Raw genomic sequence first — 22,255 nt, 5'->3', positions numbered from 1 at the left:
GAGCAGCGCATCCGGCTCTGGAGAAGTTCGTGTCCCTACCCCCCCTTCCGCCGCTGGCCGGCCTCGAGTCCGCGCGCCTCGAGTGGCAGCGCGACGAGACCGGCGAGAGCGCCCCGCGGTCGACGCGCTTCGATGACGTCTACTTCTCGCGCCACGACGGCCGGGCCGAAACCGAACACGTGTTTCTCGCCGGCAACGACCTGCCGCGGCGCTTCGCCGCCTGGACGTGCGCCCGCCCCTTCACGATCGCCGAGACCGGCTTCGGTACCGGGCTCAACATGCTCTGCGCCTGGGCCTGCTTCGACGCCCATGCCCCGCCCGGCGCGCGGCTGCACCTGGTCTCCACCGAACGCTACCCGCTCAGCCGCGACGATCTCGCCCGGGCGCTGACCGCGTGGCCGGACCTGGCCCCCCGCGCCGAGCGGCTGGTGCGCCAGTGGCCCGAGCCGGTGGCCGGCGTGCACCGGCTGTGGCTCGACGCACGGGTCACGCTGGACCTGCACTATGGCGACGCCGCCGAGCGCCTGGCGCTGCTCGAAGGCCAGGTGGACGCCTGGTTCCTGGACGGCTTCGCCCCGGCCAGGAACCCGGAGATGTGGCGTCCCGAGCTGTTCGCCGCCATGGCCGCCCGCTCGCGGCCCGGGGCGAGCTTCGCCACCTTCACCTGCGCCGGCGCGGTCAAGCGCGGGCTGGCCGCGGCCGGCTTCGCCTGGCGCAAGGTGCCGGGCTACGGCCGCAAGCGCGAGATGCTCGCCGGCGAGATCGCCTCGCCGCCCGCCGACAGCCGTCGCCAGCGCACGCCCTGGTTCCGCCCGCCGCCGCCGCGCCCGGCCGGCCACGTGGCGGTAATCGGCGCGGGCATCGCCGGCGCCAGTGTCGCCGCCGCCCTGGCCCGGCGCGGGGTGACGGTGACCCTGGTCGATCGCTTCGACCGCGCCGAGCTGGGCCCCCTGCACCTGCAGGGGGCGCTCTACGTCAAGCTCGCGGTGGAGGCCAACCTGCAGAGCCGCACCTACCTGGCCGGCCTGCTGCATAGCCGGCGCTGGCTGGCCGAGCTCGACCCCGAGCAGACGCTGTGGCGGCCCACCGGCGTGCTGCAGCTGGCCCTGAGCGACAAGGAGCAGGCCCGCCAGGCACGCTTCCTGGACCACCACCCGCTGCCGGAAAGCGTGGTGCGCGGGCTCGACGCCGAGGCGGCCAGCGCCGCCGCGGGGACCCGTGTCGCGGGGCCGGGGCTGGATTATCCCAATGCCGCCTGGGTCAGGCCGCTGGCGCTGTGCGTGCGCCTGGCGCGGACCCCGGGGGTGCGCTTCCGCCGCGGCGAGGTGACGGCGCTGGATGGCGGTGAGGCGGGCTGGACCCTGGCCCTGGCTGACGGGGCATCCATCGCGGCCGACCAGGTGGTGATCGCCACCGCCAGCGAGGCCGCCCGCTTCGCCCAGACGGCGGCGCTGCCGCTGCAGCCGGTGCGCGGCCAGATCAGCCAGCTGGCGCTGCCCGAGGGCGCCCCGACGCTGGGGCGCGTGGTGTGTGCCGGCGGCTACGTGCCCCCGCCGGCGGATGGCGTGCTCAACTTCGGCGCCACCTTCAACCCGGGCGACACCGACCTGGCGGAGCGCGAGGCCGACCACGCCGCCAACCTGGCGGAGCTGGAGCGGGGTTTGCCGCATTTCGTGGCGGCGCTGCGCGAGGCCGGCGCCGAGCTCGCGCCCGGGCGGCTCACGGGCCGGGTGGGCGTGCGTGCGGCGAGCCCCGACAAGTCGCCCTACGCCGGCCCGGTGCCCGACGCCGAGGCCTGGCGCGAGGATTACGCCGTGCTGGCCAAGGATGCCACCCGTGTGCCGGACCTGGCGGGGCGCCACCACCCCGGCCTGTGGATCAGCGCTGCCCACGGTTCCCGCGGCCTGGCCAGCGCGCCGCTGTGCGCCGAGCTGATCGCCTCGCGCATCTGCGACGAACCGCTGCCGCTGGAGTGGCCGCTGGTGGATCACCTGCACCCGGGCCGGCGGGTCATCCGCGATCTCGTACGCGGCGGCTAGGAGTTGCCGGACAGGCGCTCCGGCTGGCGATGGCGGGCGAAGCGCGGCCCCGGCCGGCCCAGGTGGTAGCCCTGGCCGAAATCGATGCCCAGCCCCTTGACGGCTTCGAGCACCTCCTCGTCCTCGATGAACTCGGCGATGGTGCTCACGCCGAGGCTCTGGGCCAGGGTGACGATGCTCTTGACGAAGGCCATGTACTTCTCGTCGCTGAGCATGTTGCGGATGAACTCGCCCTCGATCTTGATCACGTCGATGGGGAACTGCTTGAGGTAGCGGAACGAGGAGTAGCCCGAGCCGAAATCGTCGATGGCGAAGTTGAAGCCCTCGAGCTTGAGGTCGAGGACGAACTTCTCCAGCAGCTTGAGGTTGCTCACCGTCTCGCGCTCGGTCAGCTCGAAGACGATGCGTTCCGGCAGGATGTCGTAGTCGATGGCCAGCTGGTGAATGTGGCCGATGAATTCGCCGATGATCAGCGACTTGGGCGACAGGTTGATGAACAGCATGCCTTTGTAGCCCTGCTCGCGGATCTGGGCAAAGGCCTTCTCGATCAGCTGGTAGTCCATCTTGTGGATCACCCCGATGCTTTCGGCGATGTCGATGAATTCGCCGGCCGGCACCAGGCGGTCGTCGAGCTGGATGCGCATCAGCAGTTCGTGGATGTGCACCTCGCCACTGCGCACGTCGGCGATGGGCTGGAAATAGGGCACGATGCGCTGCTCTTCCAGCGCGCTGAGCACCATCTGGTTCTTCTCGCCGACCTCGCGGAAGACTTCCGCCACCTCTTCCTGCTCCGGCAGCGCCACGCAGTTCTTACCCTTGCGCTTGGCCTTGTACATCATGTTGTCGGCCATCAGGAAGAGATCGTGGGGGTTGCCGGCATGGTTGGGGTAGCTGGCGATGCCGATCGAGGTCGTCGCCCGCACCGTGCTGCCGTCGGGCGCCGTGAGCACCTGGCGCGAAAGGTTGTCGGCGATGCGCAGCGCCACCGAGTAGGCCTGCTGTTCCTCGGTCTCGGGCAGAATCACGGTGAACTCGTCGCCGCCGTAGCGAGCCAGGAAGTCGCCGGGACGGATGGAATGGCTGAGGGTGTCGGCCACGGCATGCAGGAACTGGTCGCCGAAGGCGTGGCCGTGACGGTCGTTGACCGTCTTGAAGTTGTCGAGGTCGAGCATCAGCAGGCTGAAGTGGTCCTGGTGGCGCGTGGCACGGCCCACTTCGTAGGTCAGCATGTCCTTGAAGATGCGCTGGTTGTGCAGGTTGGTGAGCGGATCGCGGGTGGCATAGAACTCGAGATCCTTGGTGTACTTGTAGATCGCCTTGACCGAGCCCACCAGGTTGAGCAGCGTCGACAGGATGCCGTCGATGACGATGTGGCGGATCGGGTCCTGGGCCAGGTTCGACTGCACGCCGATACCGACGATGCCGCCGATCTTGGGCGCCTCGAGCAGCAGCGACTTGGTCTGCAGGCGGATGTCCTCGGGCGTGAGGTTCACCGTCTCCTCGCCCTCGCTCATCACGGTGTGGTGGTGGACCTTGAGGATGTTGCCCGCGGGGGTGTCCTCGTGCCGGCGTTCCAGCAACTGGGTCAGCAGCGTCTCGAAGGTCGCCCGGGTCTCGGGGGCCACCTCGCGGTACCAGAACACCTCCAGCTCGTAGCCTTCGTCCTCCACCTGGAAGATCGTCACCAGGGTGTGCGCCTGGATGATGGTGTTGATGTCGGCCAGCAGTTCCTTGATGAACTCGCGCCAGTCGCGCACCACCTCGGAGGTAATGATGAACTTGCTCAGCAGGCGGATCTCGAACTCGAGGATGTCCTTGTCCACCGCCACGTTGCGCAGCCGCGAGACCAGGGCGTTGACCTGCTGCAGGGCGACATCGATCTCATGGAAGCGCACCCGGGTGTCGCTGACGTCGAGGTTGCGGAAGTCCTCGACGGAATTGACCGCGCTCAGGCGGTGGCGGAACTGATCGAGGGTGACCTGGATCCGCTCGGCGAACAGCTTCGACATGCCCAGTGCCAGCAGCAGGATCAGCATCGCCGCGACGATGAACATGGCCACGTAGTTGAGGCGCATCTCGCGGCTGATCGGCGCCATGTCGTGGCGGATGTCGATCACCCCCAGCACGTCCCCCGAGGCCGCGTTCTGGTGGCAGGAGAGGCACTCCGAGCTGGCCACCAGCGGCATCACCCGGCGCACCGTGCCGGCCTCTCGCCATACCCGTTCGTCGCCCGATGCCAGGGCGGAGCGGATGGCGATGTCCATGGGTGGCTGGTCGATCTCGCCATAGCGCTCCGAGACCCGCTCGCCGCGATAGAACTCGAAACGGTAGCCGGAGCCAGCGTGGAGGCGTTTGGTCTCCTCGATGAAGGACTCCATCACCGCGCGGCTCCAGCCCTGGCGCATTACCTGCAGCATGGCATTGAAGCTCTGCCGCGCCAGGGTTTCCGAGGTCTGCTCCGCCTGGCGTGTCAGGATGTTCTCGTAGAGCAGCGAGGAGACCAGGGTGACGCCGAGGAACACGGTCAGCGAGGCGGAGAGGATCGCCACCAGCACGAACCCCTGAAGCGATTTCCACCAAGCGAAACGGGAGCGAAGGTAGGAGAGCATTGCGATACTCAGCGAGCGGGACAGGGAGCGCCAGAGCCCGACCCGGTAGGGTCGCCGCCGGCAGAGTGGGAAAAATCTCATTCTTGCCGGTTGAGCTTTCTCAGCACCTGACCTGTGTCAATTTCCCGTTACATTCCCGCTTCGGCACACTTGCACTTTGGTAGTGCAGTGCAGCATCACCGCCGATTTCCGCCCCGGCCAAGCCGAGCCAGCGTCTATCCTTCTTCCTCGTCGTCGGCCAGGTCGCGGCCGAAGGCACGCCACTGGGCCAGCGTCAGCACCTCGGTGCTCTCGGTCTGCAGGTCGTGGGCGATGATCAGCTCGCCGCGCTCGAGCTGGCGCCTGAGCTCGCCGACCCAGCCACGCATGCCCTCGCCGGTGTCGGTGGTATCGTAGCCCTGGCGGGTGACGAAGGCCTCGAGCAGGGCCTCCAGGGTCTCGGGCGGCAGCATGCGGTAGGGTACCTCGACGAAGCGCCCGCTCATGTTTCGCCCTCCTCATCGCCACCTTCACCGCGCTCCCAGGCGGCCAGCCGCTCGAGGAAGGCGGCCTCGTCGAGTACCTCCACGCCCAGCTCCCGGGCCTTGGCCAGCTTGCTGCCGGCGGCCTCGCCGGCGACCACCGCGGCGGTCTTCTTCGACACGCTGCCGGCCACCTTGGCCCCCAGCGCCTGCAGGCGCTCCTTGCCCTCGTCGCGGGTCATGCTCTCCAGCGTGCCGGTGAGCACCCAGGTCTGGCCGGCCAGCGGCTGGGGACGCTCGGCGACGCTCTCCTCGGGCCAGGTCACGCCCAGCTCGCGCAGCGCCTCGATGGTCTCGCGGTTGTGCTGCTGGCGGAAGAAGGTGTGCACGTGGGCGGCGACCACCGGGCCGACGTCCTCCACCGCCTCGAGGTCGGCCAGCTCGGCGGCCATCAGCGCATCCAGGGTGCCGAAGTGGCGCGCCAGGTTGGCCGCCGTGGCCTCGCCCACCTCGCGGATGCCCAGGGCGAAGATGAAGCGCGGCAGGCTGGTCTGCCTGGCCTTCTCCAGCGCGGCCACCAGCTTCTCGGAGGATTTCTGCGCCATGCGCGGAAGCGTGGCCAGGCGCTCGGCATCGAGGCGGAACAGGTCGGCCGGCGTCTTGACCCAGTCGAGCTCGACGAGCTGGTCGATGAGCTTCTCGCCCAGCCCGTCGATGTCCATCGCCCGGCGCGAGGCGAAGTGCTTGAGCGCCTCCTTGCGCTGGGCGGCGCAGTAGAGCCCGCCGGAGCAGCGTGCCACCGCCTCGCCCTCGAGCCGCTCGATCTCCGAGCCGCACACCGGGCAGCGGCTGGGGAAGACGATCTCGCGGGCGTCGGCCGGGCGCCGCTCCTCGAGCACCCGCACCACCTGGGGAATGACGTCGCCGGCCCGGCGTATCGCCACGGTGTCGCCGATCATCACGCCGAGCCGTGCGATCTCGTCGGCGTTGTGCAGGCTGGCGTTGGACACCGTGACGCCGGCCACCGAGACCGGCTCGAGCCGCGCCACCGGGGTGATCGCCCCGGTGCGGCCGACCTGGAACTCGACGTCGTTGAGCCGTGTGGTCTCCTCCTGGGCGGGGAACTTGAAGGCGATGGCCCAGCGCGGTGCGCGGGCGACGAAGCCCAGCTCGCGCTGCCGGCGCAGGTCGTCGACCTTGATCACCACGCCGTCGATGTCGTAGCCGAGGCCATCGCGGCGTTCGCCCAGGCGGCGGCAGTAGTCGATGACGCCCTGGCTGCCGGTGACCACCTGGAGTTCGGCGCTGCAGCGGAAGCCGAAGGCCTTGAGGTGTGCCATCAGCTCGCTGTGGCTGGCATCGCCCGGGTCGGGGTCGATGCGCGCCACCTGGTAGGCACTGAATTCGAGCGGGCGGGTGGCGGTGATGCTGGGGTCGAGCTGGCGCAGGCTGCCCGCCGCGGCGTTGCGCGGATTGGCGAAGACCTTGCCGCCCTCTTCCCGCGCCCGCTCGTTGAGCCGCTCGAAGCCGGCGTGGCTCATGATCACCTCGCCGCGCACCTCGAGCAGCTCGGGAGCGTCGCCACGCAGCTTGAGCGGGATCGAGCGCAGCGTGCGCAGGTTGGAGGTGATGCCCTCGCCGGTGCGCCCGTCGCCGCGGGTGGCACCGCTGATCAGCACGCCGCGCTCGTAGACCAGCGACACGGCGGCGCCGTCGAGCTTGGGCTCGCAGCAGAAGCGGATCGTGTCGCCATCGACCTCCAGGCGGTCGGCCACGCGCTTGACGAAGGCCGCCACCTCCTCCTCGTTCAGCGCGTTGTCCAGCGACAGCATGGGCACCGCATGCTCGACCTCGGGAAAGCCGGTGTCGGGCGGCGCCCCCACCCGCTGGGTCGGCGAGTCGGGAGTCACCAGCTCGGGGTGGGCCTGCTCCAGCTGCTGCAGGCGGCGCAGCTTGCGGTCGTAGTCGGCGTCGGTGAGCTGCGGCTCGTCGAGCACGTAGTAGCGGTAGTTGGCGTCGTCGAGCTCGGCACGCAGCTTGGCGACTTCATCGAGGGTGTTCTGATCGGGCTGGCTCATGCGTCTGTCATGTCTCGAAGAGGTTTTTCCGCCGCCTCAACACGACAACCCCGTGATCGCTCACGGGGTTGTCGACGGGTGCGGCATGGCACGCGGTCAGGCGTCAGTTCACCTGGTAGCGATTGAGGCGATTGCGGCGCTCGAACTCCTGCACGCGCTGGCGGGCGAACTCCACCGTCTGCGCGGTCATCACGCTGCGGTTCTCGTCCTTCAGCTCACCGCCGAGGTTGCGCACGATGACCATGGCGGTCTCGACCATCGCCTCGAAGGCGGCGGCGGTGTCCAGCGCCCCGGGCAGCGGCATCAGCAGGGTGATGCCCGGCGTGCGGAACTCGTCCATCGCCTCGATCGGGAAGGTGCCCGGCTTGAGCACGTTGACCATCGAGAACTGCAGCTCGCTGTCGGGGTCCTCGGTCTCGAAGCGGTGGAAGATGCCCATGTCGCTGCTGTAGCGCAGGCCGCAGGCCAGCATCAGGTTGAGCAGCGCCTCGCCGGAGAAGCCCTCCGCATCGCGCGACAGCACGCTGATGACGATGATCTCGTCGGCCTGGCTCAGGGTATCGCGGGCGCGTTCGGCATTGACGTTGTGACGCAGCGCCCGCGCCAGCGTCGGGTGGGCGCGCACCACGTCGTCGTCGCCGAGGGCTTCGGCCGGCTCGCCCTCGGAGGCCTCAGGCCCGGCATAGGCCGAGCGCGGCGGCTCTGCCGCACCGCGCACGCGGGGAGGCGCGAACAGCGGATCGTCGTCATCGGCCTGCTCGATGGCCTCGGCTTCCAGGCGCCGGCGCTCGGCCTCCCTGGCGGCCTGGGCCTCGGCGGCCTCGCGGCGCTGCTGGGCGTCGCGGGCGGCCTTCTCGGCCCGCGCCTGCTCGCGGCGTGCCTTCTCCTCGCGCTTCTGCTCGCGGCGCCTGGCCATGCGCTGGTGGAGGGAGAGGCCGAATCGCTGGACCGACTCGCCCATGCGGCGCGAGCCGTTCTTGAGCGAATCGCCCATGCCTTCGAGGTCGACCAGCCGATAGCGCTCGTCCTCGTCGTGGTGGGGGTCGTGGTCAGAGGGATCGGCGGCGAGCGGCTCTGACTCGTCGAGCGTGGCCTCGTCGTCCAGGGCGGAGAGGGTCGGCTCATGACGCCCCTGCTGCGCGTCCCGCGCCTGCGCGGCGGGCGCCGGTTGCTCGGCTGCGCTTGCGGTCACACCCTCGTCGAGGGCGACCTCCGGCTCGACGCGCGCGGCCGGCTCCGGCTTGGCGGCCGGCGCCTCGGCTCGGGCGGCCACGCTGGGCGCCTTCTCTTTATGCTCGTCGTGGCTGCCAGCGGTGCTGGCGCCCGCTGCCGCGGGTTCGGGCGCGGAGGCTTCTTCCGGCATGGCAGAAGCCGCCGGGCGCGTTGCCGCGGCGGCGTCCGAACTCGACGGCGGCCCGGGCGGGGCAGCGGTGCTCTTCAGACCGGCCAGCACGCGCGAAGGCCCGGGATGCTCCTGGCGTTCGAGCTTGGGCTTCGTCTGCACCTGGGTATAGCTGGCGGGCCTGACGACACGGGCGCCGCCGTTGGGCAGTTCCCAGTTCTCATCGCCGTCGGCCGCTGCCTGGCCATTGCCTTGGTTGTTGTTATCCCCTACCTGGTCCAGGCGGGGCACACGGCGCTGGCGCTTGAGGCGACGTACCCCATCGATCACGATGAGCGTCACCAGGGCCAGCCCCAGAATGATCAGCCATTCTCTAAGTTCCATGGGTCGTCTTGCCTATCACTAGGGCGCCATGCCGGATGGATGTTCGACAACAGCATAGCGCGATTGCCGGAAAAAGGGCCACTTTTTTTGTTTGTCAAGCCCCGGCATTATCGCTCGAGAGTCTCATCGACCCTGCGCCTTTCCCTGTCAATTCGCTTTTTTAATCTGCGGTATGACCGTGATGTGCTCTCTGATATCGCGTTTGACGCTCGCTTGCAAGCCCTTTTCAAGCCTCGGCCAGCGCCGCCGCCTCTTCTACCCCGACGGCCACCAGTCGCGAGACGCCGGGTTCCTGCATGGTCACCCCCATGAGTCTTTCGGCGGCCTCCATGGCGATCTTGTTATGGGTGATATAGATGAACTGGACAGACTCGGACATGTCCTTCACCAGTTTGGCATAGCGTCCGACATTGGCATCATCGAGTGGTGCATCGACTTCGTCGAGCATGCAGAAAGGCGCCGGATTGAGTTGGAAGATGGCGAAGACGAGCGACAGGGCGGTCAATGCCTTTTCCCCACCGGAGAGGAGATGAATGGTGCTGTTCTTCTTTCCGGGAGGTCGCGCCATGATGGCGACCCCGGTGTCGAGCAAATCCTCGCCGGTCAGCGTCAACCACGCGGTTCCACCGCCGAAGACCCGGGGAAAAAGTGACTGCAGGCCCTGGTTGACTCGCTCGAAGGTGTCGCGGAAACGGGTGCGGGTCTCCTGGTCGATGCGTCGTATCGCCCGCTCCAGCGTCTCCAGCGCCTCGTTCAGCTCGGCCTGCTGGGCCTCGAGGTAGTCGCGCCGCTCGGCCTGCTGGTCGTACTCCTCGATGGCCGCCAGGTTGATCGCCCCCAGCCGGCGGATGCGCTCGCCGACCTCCTCCAGGCGGGTCTGCCAGGCCGACTCGGTGGCATTGGGGTCGAGGTGCTCCTCCAGTGCCGCGGCCTGGTGGCCCAGCTCGGCGAGCTGCTCGTCCTGGGTCTCGGCCTTGAGTGCCAGGGCCTGCACCTGCATGCGCGCCTCCTGCAGGCGTTCGCGGATTCCCTCGAGATTGCGCTCGTGGCCCTGCCGCGCCAGCTCGTCCTCGCGCAGCCGCTCCACCAGCTCGGCCGCTCGCGCCTTGGCCTCGTTGAGCGAGCGCTCGTCGCCCTCGCGGCGGTGCAGCAGCTCGTCGAGCTTCTCGCGCTGCTCCTCGTCGGGCTCACGCAGCTGCTCGAGGGTCTCGGCCAGCTCCTCGCAGCGCGCCTGCAGGCGCTCGCGGGCATCGGCGCCGCGTCCCTGCTGCTCGGCCAGGCCGGCACGCTCGGTGCTGAGCCGCTGCCGCTCCAGCGCCAGCTGCTGCACTCGCTCGTTCAACGGCCGCTGCCGGGCGCGCAGGGCGGCCAGGCGCTCGCGGGCATCGCTGCGCGCCCGCTCCAGGCGCTCGCGCTGCTCGGCGCCCTCCTCCAGCCGCGCCATGGCCTGCTGCCATTTCTCGCGCGCCGCCTCAATGGCCAGCCGCGCCTCCTCGCGGGCCTCGTCCAGCCCCGCCAGCTCCTCGGCGAGCTCACCGGCGCGCCCCTGCAGGTGCTCCAGGCGGCTGGCGAGACCGCTGTCCTGCACGGCGAGCTGCTGCTGCTCGCCGGCCAGGCGACGCTCCTCCTGGCGGATGGTGTCGAGCTCGCGCTCGGCCTGCTCGGCGCGTTCGCGTTCGGCCTCGATCGCCTGGTCGCGCGCCGCCAGGCGGGTCTCGATGGCGTCGAGCTCGGCCGCCGCCTCCTCGAAGCGACGCCGGCTGACCAGCAGCGCATCGGGACCGGCTCCCTGGCCGCGATGACGCACCCAGTCGCGCCCCAGCCACAGGCCCTGCGGGGTGATCAGGCTCTCGCCCGTGGCCAGGCCGCCGCGCTGGGCCCAGGCCTGCGCATCGTCTTCCACGCAGCGGATCGCGGCCAGCCAGGCCGCGGCAGCACCGGCGCCACGCACCCGGGCGGCCAGGCTGTGCGCGGCGAAGTCCACCTCGAGGTGGGGCGACAGCGCCCCCAGTTCGGCGGGCGGCTGCGCGCTTGCCGGGCGAAAGGCGTCGGGGGCCGCCAGGCGCGCCTTGAGCCAGGGCGCCAGTACCCAGGAGACGCTGGCCTCCCAGCCGGGGTCGACCTCGAGCGCCTCCCCCAGGCGCGGCAACGCGCCGAGATCATGGCTCGCCAGATGCTCGGTCAGGGCCTCGTCGGGGTCGGTCAGGGCGGCCTGGATCAGCGCCTCGAGCGAGGCCAGCTCGCCCTGCAGGCTGCTGCGCCGGCCACGCTCCTCCTCGCGTTCGCGCTCCAGCGCGGCGGCGGCCTCGCGAGCGGTGTCGCGGTCGACCTGGAGCCGCTCCCGGCGTGCCTCGACTTCCTCCTGGGCCAGCCCGAACTCGGCCAGGCGCTCCTGGAGTTCGTCGCGCCGGGCGAGCAGCTCGGCCAGGTCGGGGAGTTCCTGCTGCTGCTGGCGGCGCCGCTGGGCATCGGCCTCGAGCCGCGTCAGGCGCTCCTCGAGTTCGCGCAGGCGGTCCTGGCCGCGCTCCGCATCGCGGCTGGCCTCGCGCCAGCCTTCGCTGAAGGCTTCGAAGGCCCGCTCGGCCTCCTCGGCATCGGGCTCGGCCTCCTCCAGCATCGCCTCCAGCTCGGCGAGCTGCTCGGCGAGCGCCTCCTGTTCCGGCACCAGGGTCTCGAGGCGCTCCTCGAGCCCGGCCAGCCGCTCGCGGTCGTGCTCGCCCAGGCGGTCGAGCTCGAGCAGCTCCTGGCGGGCACTCTCCAGGTCGCGGGCGACCTGCCCCTCGCGGCTGCGGGCGTGCTCCAGGCTCTGCTCGAGGCGGGCGATGGCGCCGCTGGTCTCGAAGAAGCGCGCCTGGCGCGCCTCGAGGGTTTCGGCCAGCGCATCGTGGTCGGCGCGCGCCTCCTCGAGGCGGGTCTCGCACTGGCGCAGGCCGAGGATCTCGCGCTCGACGGCGGTCTCCAGGTCGCGTACCCGGTGCTCCTCCTCGCGCTGGCGGGCGCGCAGGGCTCGGCCGCGCAGCAGCGCCAGCTCGCCCTTGAGGCGGTGCTCCTCCTCCTTGAGGGTCTGGTAGCGCCGCGCCGCCTCGGCCTGGCGACGCAGGCGCTCGAGCTGCTTGTCGAGCTCCTCGCGGATGTCCTCGAGGCGCTCGAGGTTCTCGCGGGTGCGGCGCATGCGGTTCTCGGTCTCGCGGCGACGCTCCTTGTACTTGGAGATGCCGGCGGCCTCCTCGAGGGTCGCGCGCAGCTCCTCGGGGCGCGCCTCGATCAGTCGCGAGATCATGCCCTGGCCGATGATGGCGTAGGAGCGCGGCCCGAGGCCGGTACCGAGGAAGAGGTCGGCGATGTCGCGGCGGCGGCACTTCTGGCCGTTGAAGAAGTAGCTCGACTGGCCGTCGCGGCTGACCAGGCGCTTGACCGCGATCTCGGCGTACTGGGCGTAGGGGCCGCCCATGGTGCCGTCGCTGTTGTCGAAGCGCAGCTCGATGGCGGCCTGCCCCACCGGCTTGCGCGCGGTGGAGCCGTTGAAGATGACGTCGGTCATCGATTCGCCGCGCAGGGTCTTGGCCGAGGATTCGCCCATCACCCAGCGCACGGCGTCGATGATGTTCGACTTGCCGCAGCCGTTGGGGCCGACGATGGCGGTCATGTTGCCGTCGAAGGGCACCGTGACCGGATCGACGAAGGACTTGAAGCCGCTGAGGCGAATCGAGGTGAGTCGCATCCCGGCTACTCGATCACGCGGTCGATCACGACCTCCGCGGGGTCGCCCTCGACGTCGCCCACCGGCACGCCTTCGAGGTCGCCGTACATGTCGCCGGGCTCGGGGGTGGCGCCGCCGCTCTTGGTCACGCGCACCAGCAGGCGCACCTCGCTGGCCTGCGACAGGCTCGCCGCCTCGGACATGGCGTGGCGGTCGTCGAGCACCAGGGTCGTCGGCAGCTCGCCGAGGGTCACCCGGGCCACCGCCAGCGGCGGCTTCTCGCCCTCCATGTCGCGGGCGATGACGAACACGCGGGTGTCGTCGTCGAGCATGCCCTCGAGGCTCTCGTCGAGGCTGACGCGCACCTGCACGCCGGGCCCCTGGGGAGCCGCGCCCTGCTCGTCGGCAGCCACGCCGAGGCGCTGCTGGGCGACCTGGATGCCCTCGCGCAGGGCCCGCGCCGAGTCGGAATCGGACATGCCGGCGATCGCCCGCCGCCAGTGGTTGATGGCCTGCTCGTAGTCGCCCCTGTCGAAGGCGTGCACGCCGAGCATGCCGAAGATGGTCGGCTCCCGCGAGTCGAGCTCGAGGGTCTCGTCGACCAGTTCCTGCACGTCGTCGGTGAGGGTCCGGTCGTTCATGAAGAACAGCAGCTGCGCCTTCTGCGCCAGCAGCGAGGGGTCGCGGCCCTCGAGTTCGATCAGCCGGTCGAGCGCCTCGATGGCGGCCTCGCCCTGGCCCGAGTCGCGATAGAGCGGAAACAGCGAGGCCCAGACGTCGGCATTGTCCGGCTGGCGCTCGGCCTCCTGCTGCAGGCGCTCGAGCAGGGTCGGCAGCGAATCGCTCTCCTGGAAGGCGGCGAACAGGCGCAGGTCGCCCTCGGCGCCCTCGTGCAGGTACCAGAGCATGGCGGAAAGCACCAGCGCCAGCGCCACCACGGGCACCGCGAAGCGTCCGGCGGTGGGCGAATGCAGCGGCTTGCGGGCCAGGTTCTCGGTGTCCTCGAGCAGACTGCGGTCGAGTTCGAGGCGGTCCTCGTCGAACTGCGCGCGATCGATGTCGCCGCGCTCGAGCGCCGCTTCCAGCGACGCCAGGCGGCGCCGGTAGATCGCCACGTTCTGCTCGCCCGCGCGGTCATTGGCCTCGAAGCTGGCCTGGGCGTCGTGGACCAGGCGCGAGCGCCGCAGCGGTGCCACCAGCAGCCACAGCGCCGGCAGCAGCAGCAAGGCAAAGGCTAGCCACAGCTCGATCATTGGCCTTCCCCCCGATTGATCAATGTCTCCAGGCGTCGACGCTCCTCGTCGCTGAGGGCGCGCACCGAGGCGTTGCGCCGCGTGCGCACCAGCAGCATCACGAGGATGCCGCCGGCCACCACCAGCGCGGCAGGCAGGCCCCACAGCAGGTAGGTACGCCCCTCGAAACGCGGGTTATAGAGGATGTAGTCGCCGAAGCGCTGCACCATGTGGTCCCGGATCTCCATGTCGGAGCGTCCCTCCTGCAGCAGCAGGTAGACGCGGTCACGCATGTCGCCCGACACCGGCGCGTCGGAGTCGTTGATCGCCTGGTTCTGACAGGTGGGGCAGCGCATCGAGGCCGTCAGGCTCTCGTAGCGTTTCTCGAGCACCGGGTCGTCGAATTCACGCACCTCGATGGCGGCGCCCTGGGCCAGGCCGGCCGTGAGCAGCGCCAGGGCGACGAGCAGACAGCGGATTACTGCCATTTTTCCACCTCCGGCAGGATGTGTTCACGCAGGTCGGACGGCGAGATGTATCCGGTGTGGTGATAGCGGATGATGCCGTCGCGGTCGACCAGGAAGGATTCCGGGGCCCCGTAGACGCCCAGCTCGAAGGCGAGCTCGCCTTCGGGATCGAAGATGTTGACCTCGAACGGATCGCCGAACTCCTCGAGGAAGCCCTGCGCCTTGTCGCGGGTGTCCTTCCAGTTGACGCCGACCAGGCGCACGCCGCGATCGGCCAGGTCGAGCAGCTGCGGCATCTCGCGCTTGCACTCGGGACACCACTCGCCCCAGACGTTGACCAGGGTGACCTCGCCGGGCATCAGCGACTCGTCGACGCGCTGCTCGGGGTCCTCCAGGGTGGTGAGCTCGAAGGCCGGAAAGGCCCGCGACTCCTCGACCAGCTTCGATTCGCGGTGGAACGGGTTGAGCCCCAGTCCCAGGTAGAGGAACAGCAGCAGCAGCAGGAAGCCGAGCAGCGGCAGCAGCAGCAGCAGGCGCCGGGTCATGCGGTGGCCTCCCGCGCCGCGCCTTCACGGGCGCTCTCCTCGGGGTCGCGCGATGTCGCCAGGCGCCGGTAGCGCCGGTCGATCACCGCCAGTATGCCACCGCTCGCCATCAGCAGCGCGCCGAGCCACAGCCAGCGCACGAAGGGCTTGTACTGTACCCGCATCGCCCAGCTGTTGTCGCCGAGATCCTCGCCCATGGCGACGTAGAGGTCGCGGAACAGCCCCGGGCGCAGCGCCACCTGGCTCATGGGCATGCCGCGGGCGATGTACATGCGCTTCTCGGGATTCATCATGAAGCTGCGCCGGCTGTCGCCACGCCGCACCTCGATCTCGGCACCGTCGGCGATGAAGTTGGGCCCGCGGCGGGTGGTCAGCTCGGTCATGGTGAAGGTGTAGCCGGCGACCTCGACGCTGTCGCCGGGGGACATGCGCACGTTGCGCTCAATCTCGAAGTTGGAGACCACCGCCACGCCGATGATGGTGACCGCTATGCCCAGGTGACCGAGCTGCATGCCCCAGTAGGCCAGCGACTGCTTCTTCAGCCCCGCGACGAAGGAGTCGGCGTGGCGGGTCTTGTCGTAGAGGTCGCGCAGCATCGGCAGCACGATCCACATCGCCGCCACCAGGCCGAGAGCGACCCAGGCGTTCCACCGCCCGCCGATGACGAACGGCATCAGCGCCGCGATGACCAGCGCCGCGACGCCGGCAAGCCACAGCCGCTTGGCCAGCAGGCGCGGGTCGGTCTGCTTCCAGCGCGCCAAGGGCCCCATGCCCATGAATACGCACATGATGACGGTGAGCGGCACGAACAGGGCGTTGAAATACGGCGGGCCCACGCTGATCTTGCCCAGGTCGAGGGCGTCGAGCAGCAGCGGGTAGACGGTGCCCATCAGCACGGTGACGGTCATGATCACCAGCAGGATGTTGTTGATCAGCAGCAGGGCATCGCGCGACAGCCAGTTGAAGCCGGTACGCTGGCTGACCCGCGGCGCCCGCAGGGCGAAGACCAGCAGCGACAGCCCCACGGTGATGCCCAGCAGGATCAGGATGAAGAAGCCGCGGGAGGGGTCGTTGGCGAAGGCGTGCACCGAGGTCAGCACCCCGGAGCGCACCAGGAAGGTGCCCAGCAGTGACAACGAGAAGGTGAAGATCGCCAGCAGCACGGTCCAGCTCTTGAACGCACCGCGTTTCTCGGTGACCGCCAGCGAGTGCATCAGCGCGGTGCCGGTCAGCCAGGGCAGCAGCGAGGCGTTCTCGACCGGGTCCCAGAACCACCAGCCGCCCCAACCCAGCTCGTAGTAGGCCCACCAGCTGCCCAGCGCGATGCCCACGGTGAGAAAGGCCCAGGCCAGGTTGGTCCAGGGCCGCGCCCAGCGGGTCCAGGCCGCGTCGAGGCGGCCGCCGAGCAGGGCGGCGATGGCGAAGGCGAAGACCACCGAGAAACCCACGTAGCCCATGTAGAGCATGGGCGGGTGCAGGATCAGGCCGACGTCCTGCAGCAGCGGGTTGAGGTCGGCGCCATCGCTCGGGACATTGGGCAGCAGGCGTTCGAAGGGGTTGGAGGTGACCAGCACGAAGGCCAGGAAGCCGACGGCGACCAGGCCCAGCACACCGACCACCCGCGCCACCATGTCGCGCGGCAGCTCGCGGGAGAAGCGCGCGGCCAGGTAGCTCCAGCCGGCCAGCATCAGGCTCCACAGCAGCACCGAGCCCTCATGGTTGCCCCACACGGCGCTGAACTTGTAGTACCACGGCAGCATCGAGTTGGAGTTGTTGGCCACGTTGGCGACGCTGAAGTCGTCGAGCAGGTAGCTCGCCGTGAGGCACAGATAGGCGATGAACACGAACAGGAACTGACCGGCCACCATGGGACGGGCATAGGCCATCCACAGCGGCCGGCGCAGCGCGGCGCCGGCCAGCGGCATCACGCCCTGTACCGCCGCCATCAGCATGGCGATGACCAGGGCGAAATGACCGATTTCAGGGATCATACGAATGAACATGACGTCTCCGGGATCAATTCTGGCTCGCGCCCTCGCGCTCCTCGACTCGCTCGGCCACTTCGGCGGCCTTGGCCTGGTAGTCGGCGGGGGAGTAGCCGGCCGCTTCGAGCGCCTCGGATACCTCGGGGGGCATGTAGTTCTCGTCGTGGCGCGCCAGCACCTGATCGGCCTTGATGTAGCCGTCGTGCTGCAGTTGGCCGACCACCACCACGCCCTGCCCTTCACGGAACAGGTCGGGCAGGATGCCACTGTAATGCACGCGCACATCCTCGACATAGTCGGTCACGGTGAACTCGACGTCGAGGCTGTCCGGGTTGCGCGCCACGCTGCCCTCCTTGACCATGCCGCCGGCACGGATCTGGCGTTCGTAGGGCGCGTCGCCGGCGACGATCTGGATCGGGCTGAAGAACAGGTTGATGTTGGATCGCAGCGCGTAAAGTGTCAGCCCCACGGCAATCGCCGCCAGGGACACCAGGCCCAGGACCATGTAGAGCTTCTGTTTGCGTTTAGGCCTCATTGGTGCTTCCACCCCTGCTAGTTTGAATCGGTTGCGCGCGGCCGGAGCGTCCGGCCTGGTGGGCTTCGCGGCGCACGCGGCGGCGCAGTTGGCGCAGCACCTGGCGGCGCTCGAAGCGGGCATGGAGCACGGCGCCCAGCAACAGCACGGCGGTCAGGCCCCAGGCCGACCAGACGTAGGGAGCGTGCCCGCCCATGGCGAGAAATTCCGGTAGGGTCGCGAAGGCCATCAGGTCGTCTCCTCGGCCAGCTCGCGCACCCAGCGCTTGCTGGCTTCGCGGCGCAGGATCTCGCTGCGCGTGCGCATCAGGGTCAGGGCGATGAAGAAGCTGTAGAAGCCCAGCACCATGATCAGCAGCGGCAACCACATCTCCATCGGCATGGCGGCACGCCCGGTGACGGTGAAGGTGGCGGGCTGGTGCAGCGTGTACCACCAGTCCACCGAGTACTTGATGATCGGGATGTTGATCACGCCGACCATGGCCAGCACCGAGGCGGCGCGGGAGGCGCTGTCGCGACTGGCGAAGGCGCCGCGCAGGGCGATCACGCCGAGGTAGAGGAACAGCAGGATCAGCATCGAGGTGAGGCGCGCGTCCCACATCCACCAGGTGCCCCAGGTGGGCACGCCCCACACCGCCCCGGAGAACAGCGCGACGAAGGTCATGGCCGCACCCAGCGGCGCCATCACGGTGGCCGCCATGTCGGCGATCTTGATCTTCCACACCATGTAGACCAGGCCCGTCACCGCCAGGGAGACGAAGATCGACTGGGCCAGGAAGGCGGCCGGCACATGCACGTAGATGATGCGGAAGCTGTTGCCCTGCTGATAGTCGGCCGGCGCGAAGGCCAGGCCCCAGACGCTGCCGGTGACGATCAGGATCAGCGCCGCCGCCCAGAACCAGGGCTGCAGCCGGGCGCTGATGGCGTAGAACCACTTGGGGGAACGCAGCTTGTTAATGAAGGCCCACATGCCTCGTCAACCTCTCAACCGTTGATACTGATGCGCAGCGATGCCGCGATCGCCAGTGGCGCGAAGATCAGGGCCAGCGCCAGCAGGGCGCCGAGAATCGCCAGGTGCGCCAGCACGCCATCGCCGAGGATGGCCGCCTGGACGGCCCCGGCACCGAAGATCAGCACCGGGATGTACAGGGGCAGGACCAGCAGCGACAGCAGCACGCCGCCGCGGGAGAGCCCCACCGTCAGCGCCGCTCCGATGGCACCAATCAGGCTGAGACTGGCACTGCCCAGTGCCAGTGAAATGGCCAGCACCAGGTAGCTGCCCGCCGGCAGCGCCAGCATGATCCCCAGCACGGGGGCCATCAGCGCCAGGGGCAGGCCGGTCAGCAGCCAGTGCACGGCCACCTTGGCCAGCGCCAGCAGCGCCAGCGGCTGGGGTGTCAGCAACAGTTGCTCCAGCGAGCCGTCGTCGTAATCGGCCCGGAACAGGCTGTCCAGCGACAGCAGGGCCGCCAGCAGCGCCGCCACCCACAGCAGGCCAGGCGCGATGGCCGCCAGCAGCGCCGGATCGGGGGAGATGCCGATCGGAAACAGGGTGATGACGAGGGCGAAGAACACCAGCGGGTTGAGCACTTCGCTGCGCCGGCGCAGCAGCATCACCAGGTCCCGCTTCAGCGTGGCCCACACTGCGACAGCGAGACCGCCGCGAGGTTCCTCGTGCACCGCAGCGACCCCCTCTCTCAGCGAGCCCTCAGATGCCGGCATCGGCCCCTCCCCCGCCCAGGCGAATGCGGCGCAGTTCGGCACATGGCGTGAGCTCATGGTGCGTCGTGACCAGCACGCAGCCGCCGCGACGGGCATGCTCGACCAGACGCCGCTCCAGTGCCGCGACGCCGTCGCGGTCGATCGCCGTGAAGGGCTCGTCGAGCACCCACAGCGGGCGCGGGGCAAGGACCAGCCTGGCCAGCGCCACGCGGCGCTGCTGGCCGGCGGAGAGCTGGCCGGCCGGCACGTCCTCGAAGCCGGCCAGGCCGACCTCCTCCAGCGCCCGGAAGCGGGCCGACTCGCCCCCCGCCTGACCGGCCAGCGCCTGGTACCAGGCGAGGTTCTCCAGCGGCGTGAGTGCCGCCTTGACCCCCGGCGCATGCCCCAGGTAGAGCAGGCTCGCGAGGAAGGCGTCACGCGCCTTGCGCATCGGCCGCTCGTCCCAGAACAGCTCGCCCTCGTAGTCCGCCAGCTGGCCGGAGAGAATCTTCAGCAGAGTGGTCTTGCCACTGCCGTTGGGGCCCTCCACACGTACGATCTCGCCCGCGCGAATGTCCAGATCCAGGCCCCGGAACAGCCAGCGGTCGTCACGTTCGCAGGCCAGGCTTTGCGCTTGCAGACGCAGGCTCAACGGCACTCTCCAGGAAAGGGTAAATTCGACGGAAATGCTACACGGAAAGGCCTTTAGCCGCTAGCGATCCGGGTGCGTCACGGCGCCACCCTTGCCGCAGGTCAAGGCAGCGATACATCAGCAAAACTTGCCACCCGGCGACCGCTTGGTATGATGCAGGATACCTGTACATTTCAACAGGGTCGCAAAGAGGGGGAACGCCAATGCCAACGCCTTCCATGCAGTACCTGTACCGACGCCCCAACCTGCCCATCGCCACCTCCTGGGCCAGCGTCGAGGCCACCGACCTCACCGAGGTGCCGCTGCTCGGCGACGTCTCGGCGGGCCTGCCGATCGAGGCCTGTCCCAGCGGCGGCAGCGTCCACGCCCCCGCCTGCATGGTCCGGCGCAACACCTACGCCCTGCGGGTGCGCGGCGACTCGATGATCGACTGCAACATCTTCGACGGCGACGTGATCATCATCGAGCGCCAGGAGAGCGCCGAGAACGGCGAGACCGCCGTGGTGCTGATCAACCAGCAGGAGGTCACGCTGAAGAAGCTCTATATCGAGAAGAGTGGCGTGCGCCTGCAGCCGGCCAACGAGAACATGGCCCCCATCTACCTCAAGAACAGCGACATCCAGGTGCTCGGCATGGTGATGGGCGTGGTGCGCCAGCAGGACCGGCGCGAGCTGACCCACTGATGCGCTATCCGGTGCCCGACCTGCCGCCCGGCAGCCGGCAGGAGAGCGTCATCGAAGTGGAGAAGAGCCGCTTCATCGCCTGGCTCTGCCACGCGCCGGACGTGGCGGCCTTCGAGGCCCTGCTGGCCGAGGCCCGCCGGGTGCATCCCACCGCCAGCCACCACTGCAGCGCCTATGTCGCCGGTCCGCCCGGCGAACAGCACGCCATCGGCTTCTCCGACGACGGCGAACCCGGCGGCACCGCGGGCCGCCCGATGTTCCAGGTCCTGGAAGGCGCCGGGCTGGGCCAGGTCGGCTGCGTGGTGACGCGCTACTTCGGCGGCACCAAGCTCGGCACCGGCGGCCTCGCCCGCGCCTACGCCCAGGCCGTGGCCCGGGGGCTCGACGCGCTGCCGCGGCGGGAAGTGGTCGAGCGCACCGCGCTCAGGCTCAAGGTCGATTTCGCCGGCGAGGCCGAGGCGCGCGCCTGGCTCGAGGGCCACGACGTGCCCGTCGTGGCGGCCGAGTATGGCAGCGACGGCGTGCTGCTAACCGTCGGCTGGCCCAGCGATGTCGAGGTCGACCTCAGCCCGCTGGAGGCAAGGCTGCGCGGGCGCCTCAGCCTGGTCGGGGAGTGACGCTCCAGGCGGCGATGACGTGGCCGTATTTGCACGGCAAAGAGTGATTAGGGTAAACCTGCAAAGCTTCGATCCGCCACCGGAACTCACTTCAGCTTGCCCGGGAGAGTCCATGACGCCGCATGACAAGGCGACGCTATCTGCCCTATTCTGGACCTTCACCCGTGTCGGCCTGTTCGGCTTCGGCGGGGGCCCCTCGATGATCCCGCTGGTACAGCAGGAGGTAGTCAAGCGCCACGCCTGGCTGAGCGACGAGCAGTTCGCCGATATCCTGGCCATCGCCAATACCCTGCCTGGCCCCATCGCCACCAAGATGCCCGGCTATATCGGCTACCGGGTAGCCGGCGCAAGCGGCTGCGTGCTGGCGGTGGTCGCCGTGATCCTGCCCATGATCGTGGCGATGATCGCACTGCTGACCGTATTCAGCCGCTACCGCGACGTGGGCTGGATCCAGGGCATGGGCCAGGCGGTGGTTCCCGTCGTGATGGTAATGATGGCCCAATTGACACTGGACTTCTGGCACAAGTCACGGCTGGCCCTGGGCTGGATCGCCAGCCTGGCCATGGCCCTGGCCGCCGGTGTGCTCATCTATGCGGCCGGGCTGCACCCAGGCCTGATCATCGGCGCCCTGCTGCTGGCCGCCCTACTGCGCCCCGCGCGACGCCACAAGGGGGCCACGCCGTGATCTACTGGAAGCTCTTCCTCGCCTTCTTCGTGCCCAACATCGTCGGCTACGGCGGCGGGCCGGCGATCATTCCGCTGATTGAGGCGGAAGTGGTGGGCCGCTACGGCTGGATGAACGCACGCGAGTTCGCCGAGACCCTGGCGCTGGGCAACGCCCTGCCGAGCCCCATCGCGACCAAGATGGCCGGCTACGTAGGCTACGACGTGGCCGGAGTTGGCGGTGCCCTGGTGGCAGTGCTGGCGACGGTGGCACCATCCCTGTTGCTGATGCTGGGTGCCCTGGGGCTACTTCAGCGTCACAGCGACTCGCCCCGGGTCAAGCGCATGAGCCAGTGGGTACGCCCGGTAATCACGGTGATGATGGCCTGGCTGACCTGGAGCTTCTTCAGCGAGGGGCTGACCAGCGCCGGCCTGCTTCATACGCTACTGATCGGCACGGGCGCCGCCGTCGCCCTGCTCCGCTTCCGCACCCATCCAGCCATCGTGATTCTCGCCGCGCTAGTCTATGGGGGCATCTTTCTCGGCTGAGCCGCTCAGCCGGA

General features: G+C 69.3%; 19 protein-coding genes. 5 read left to right on the top strand and 14 right to left on the bottom strand.

Features of this window, described 5'->3' with window-relative positions; translation table 11 throughout:
• Positions 1-29: 29 nt before the first annotated feature.
• Positions 30-2,039 carry a bifunctional tRNA (5-methylaminomethyl-2-thiouridine)(34)-methyltransferase MnmC2/FAD-dependent 5-carboxymethylaminomethyl-2-thiouridine(34) oxidoreductase MnmC1 gene (gene mnmC, locus DIS04_RS06545; protein WP_111412978.1) on the top strand — a complete coding sequence of 670 codons (2,010 nt, stop codon included), beginning with the start codon at positions 30-32 and terminating at the stop codon, positions 2,037-2,039.
• On the opposite strand, the gene DIS04_RS06540 is transcribed toward mnmC, so the two are convergent.
• The 14 genes from DIS04_RS06540 to ccmA form a co-directional block, all read right to left on the bottom strand.
• A complete protein-coding gene (locus DIS04_RS06540) occupies positions 2,036-4,648 on the bottom strand; it encodes a putative bifunctional diguanylate cyclase/phosphodiesterase (protein ID WP_111412977.1) in 2,613 nt (870 codons plus the stop codon). The genes mnmC and DIS04_RS06540 overlap by 4 nt on opposite strands.
• Before the next feature lie 215 nt (positions 4,649-4,863).
• Positions 4,864-5,133: a YheU family protein gene (locus tag DIS04_RS06535; protein WP_111412976.1), complete on the bottom strand. Its 270-nt coding sequence runs from the start codon at positions 5,131-5,133 to the stop codon at positions 4,864-4,866.
• Positions 5,130-7,187 carry an NAD-dependent DNA ligase LigA gene (ligA, locus tag DIS04_RS06530; RefSeq protein WP_111412975.1) on the bottom strand — a complete coding sequence of 686 codons (2,058 nt, stop codon included), beginning with the start codon at positions 7,185-7,187 and terminating at the stop codon, positions 5,130-5,132. Before ligA ends, DIS04_RS06535 begins: the two co-directional genes overlap by 4 nt.
• A 103-nt stretch (positions 7,188-7,290) precedes the next feature.
• Positions 7,291-8,913: a cell division protein ZipA gene (zipA, locus tag DIS04_RS06525; protein ID WP_111412974.1), complete on the bottom strand. Its 1,623-nt coding sequence runs from the start codon at positions 8,911-8,913 to the stop codon at positions 7,291-7,293.
• 226 nt (positions 8,914-9,139) lie between these two features.
• Positions 9,140-12,634 (bottom strand): chromosome segregation protein SMC, encoded by a 3,495-nt coding sequence (gene smc / locus DIS04_RS06520; RefSeq protein WP_111412973.1) that lies wholly within the window; start codon positions 12,632-12,634, stop codon positions 9,140-9,142.
• 5 nt (positions 12,635-12,639) lie between these two features.
• Positions 12,640-13,866 (bottom strand): c-type cytochrome biogenesis protein CcmI, encoded by a 1,227-nt coding sequence (gene ccmI, locus DIS04_RS06515; RefSeq protein WP_111412972.1) that lies wholly within the window; start codon positions 13,864-13,866, stop codon positions 12,640-12,642.
• A complete protein-coding gene (locus tag DIS04_RS06510) occupies positions 13,863-14,333 on the bottom strand; it encodes a cytochrome c-type biogenesis protein (RefSeq protein ID WP_111412971.1) in 471 nt (156 codons plus the stop codon). The genes ccmI and DIS04_RS06510 overlap by 4 nt, the downstream gene beginning before the upstream one ends.
• A complete protein-coding gene (locus DIS04_RS06505) occupies positions 14,324-14,857 on the bottom strand; it encodes a DsbE family thiol:disulfide interchange protein (protein ID WP_111412970.1) in 534 nt (177 codons plus the stop codon). The genes DIS04_RS06510 and DIS04_RS06505 overlap by 10 nt, the downstream gene beginning before the upstream one ends.
• Positions 14,854-16,860 carry a heme lyase CcmF/NrfE family subunit gene (locus tag DIS04_RS06500; protein ID WP_111412969.1) on the bottom strand — a complete coding sequence of 669 codons (2,007 nt, stop codon included), beginning with the start codon at positions 16,858-16,860 and terminating at the stop codon, positions 14,854-14,856. The genes DIS04_RS06505 and DIS04_RS06500 overlap by 4 nt, the downstream gene beginning before the upstream one ends.
• 13 nt (positions 16,861-16,873) lie before the next feature.
• Positions 16,874-17,377, bottom strand: coding sequence for a cytochrome c maturation protein CcmE (ccmE, locus tag DIS04_RS06495; protein WP_111412968.1), 504 nt, complete (start codon positions 17,375-17,377; stop codon positions 16,874-16,876).
• Positions 17,367-17,606, bottom strand: a complete 240-nt coding sequence (ccmD, locus tag DIS04_RS06490) for a heme exporter protein CcmD (protein WP_111412967.1) — start codon at positions 17,604-17,606, stop codon at positions 17,367-17,369. Before ccmD ends, ccmE begins: the two co-directional genes overlap by 11 nt.
• On the bottom strand, positions 17,606-18,346 hold the full coding sequence (locus tag DIS04_RS06485) for a heme ABC transporter permease (RefSeq protein ID WP_111412966.1): 741 nt from the start codon (positions 18,344-18,346) through the stop codon (positions 17,606-17,608). Before DIS04_RS06485 ends, ccmD begins: the two co-directional genes overlap by 1 nt.
• 14 nt (positions 18,347-18,360) lie before the next feature.
• Complete coding sequence (gene ccmB / locus DIS04_RS06480) at positions 18,361-19,098, bottom strand: heme exporter protein CcmB (RefSeq protein WP_111412965.1); 738 nt, start codon at positions 19,096-19,098, stop codon at positions 18,361-18,363.
• Positions 19,085-19,729 carry a cytochrome c biogenesis heme-transporting ATPase CcmA gene (ccmA, locus tag DIS04_RS06475; RefSeq protein WP_111412964.1) on the bottom strand — a complete coding sequence of 215 codons (645 nt, stop codon included), beginning with the start codon at positions 19,727-19,729 and terminating at the stop codon, positions 19,085-19,087. Before ccmA ends, ccmB begins: the two co-directional genes overlap by 14 nt.
• Positions 19,730-19,932: 203 nt before the next feature.
• Here ccmA and DIS04_RS06470 point away from each other — a divergent pair, with 203 nt between their 5' ends.
• The 4 genes from DIS04_RS06470 (at position 19,933) to DIS04_RS06455 (ending at position 22,241) form a co-directional block, all read left to right on the top strand.
• Positions 19,933-20,412, top strand: coding sequence for a LexA family protein (locus DIS04_RS06470; protein ID WP_245904505.1), 480 nt, complete (start codon positions 19,933-19,935; stop codon positions 20,410-20,412).
• Positions 20,412-21,029 (top strand): IMPACT family protein, encoded by a 618-nt coding sequence (locus DIS04_RS06465; RefSeq protein ID WP_111412962.1) that lies wholly within the window; start codon positions 20,412-20,414, stop codon positions 21,027-21,029. Before DIS04_RS06470 ends, DIS04_RS06465 begins: the two co-directional genes overlap by 1 nt.
• Before the next feature lie 112 nt (positions 21,030-21,141).
• Entirely contained in the window at positions 21,142-21,714 is a 573-nt protein-coding gene (locus DIS04_RS06460) for a chromate transporter (RefSeq protein WP_111412961.1), read from the top strand.
• Positions 21,711-22,241 (top strand): chromate transporter, encoded by a 531-nt coding sequence (locus DIS04_RS06455; protein ID WP_111412960.1) that lies wholly within the window; start codon positions 21,711-21,713, stop codon positions 22,239-22,241. The genes DIS04_RS06460 and DIS04_RS06455 overlap by 4 nt, the downstream gene beginning before the upstream one ends.
• Positions 22,242-22,255: the final 14 nt, after the last annotated feature.

Origin of the sequence: Billgrantia lactosivorans (assembly GCF_003254665.1) — a bacterium.
Lineage (GTDB): Bacteria > Pseudomonadota > Gammaproteobacteria > Pseudomonadales > Halomonadaceae > Halomonas > Halomonas lactosivorans.
The sequence above is the reverse complement of the archived record's forward strand: the minus strand, read 5'-3'. Positions and strand labels throughout refer to the sequence as shown.

Excerpts from the sequence above, each read along its gene's own strand:
- DIS04_RS06500 (WP_111412969.1), bottom strand. The coding sequence starts at position 16,860 with ATGTTCATTCGTATGATCCCTGAAATCGGTCATTTCGCCCTGGTCATC.
- ccmD (WP_111412967.1), bottom strand. The coding sequence starts at position 17,606 with ATGGCCTTCGCGACCCTACCGGAATTTCTCGCCATGGGCGGGCACGCT.
- DIS04_RS06535 (WP_111412976.1), bottom strand. The coding sequence starts at position 5,133 with ATGAGCGGGCGCTTCGTCGAGGTACCCTACCGCATGCTGCCGCCCGAG.
- DIS04_RS06485 (WP_111412966.1), bottom strand. The coding sequence starts at position 18,346 with ATGTGGGCCTTCATTAACAAGCTGCGTTCCCCCAAGTGGTTCTACGCC.
- DIS04_RS06505 (WP_111412970.1), bottom strand. The coding sequence starts at position 14,857 with ATGACCCGGCGCCTGCTGCTGCTGCTGCCGCTGCTCGGCTTCCTGCTG.
- ccmB (WP_111412965.1), bottom strand. The coding sequence starts at position 19,098 with ATGCCGGCATCTGAGGGCTCGCTGAGAGAGGGGGTCGCTGCGGTGCAC.
- DIS04_RS06460 (WP_111412961.1), top strand. The coding sequence starts at position 21,142 with ATGACGCCGCATGACAAGGCGACGCTATCTGCCCTATTCTGGACCTTC.
- smc (WP_111412973.1), bottom strand. The coding sequence starts at position 12,634 with ATGCGACTCACCTCGATTCGCCTCAGCGGCTTCAAGTCCTTCGTCGAT.
- zipA (WP_111412974.1), bottom strand. The coding sequence starts at position 8,913 with ATGGAACTTAGAGAATGGCTGATCATTCTGGGGCTGGCCCTGGTGACG.
- ccmI (WP_111412972.1), bottom strand. The coding sequence starts at position 13,866 with ATGATCGAGCTGTGGCTAGCCTTTGCCTTGCTGCTGCTGCCGGCGCTG.
- DIS04_RS06465 (WP_111412962.1), top strand. The coding sequence starts at position 20,412 with ATGCGCTATCCGGTGCCCGACCTGCCGCCCGGCAGCCGGCAGGAGAGC.
- ccmE (WP_111412968.1), bottom strand. The coding sequence starts at position 17,377 with ATGAGGCCTAAACGCAAACAGAAGCTCTACATGGTCCTGGGCCTGGTG.
- DIS04_RS06470 (WP_245904505.1), top strand. The coding sequence starts at position 19,933 with ATGCCAACGCCTTCCATGCAGTACCTGTACCGACGCCCCAACCTGCCC.
- DIS04_RS06510 (WP_111412971.1), bottom strand. The coding sequence starts at position 14,333 with ATGGCAGTAATCCGCTGTCTGCTCGTCGCCCTGGCGCTGCTCACGGCC.
- ligA (WP_111412975.1), bottom strand. The coding sequence starts at position 7,187 with ATGAGCCAGCCCGATCAGAACACCCTCGATGAAGTCGCCAAGCTGCGT.
- DIS04_RS06540 (WP_111412977.1), bottom strand. The coding sequence starts at position 4,648 with ATGCTCTCCTACCTTCGCTCCCGTTTCGCTTGGTGGAAATCGCTTCAG.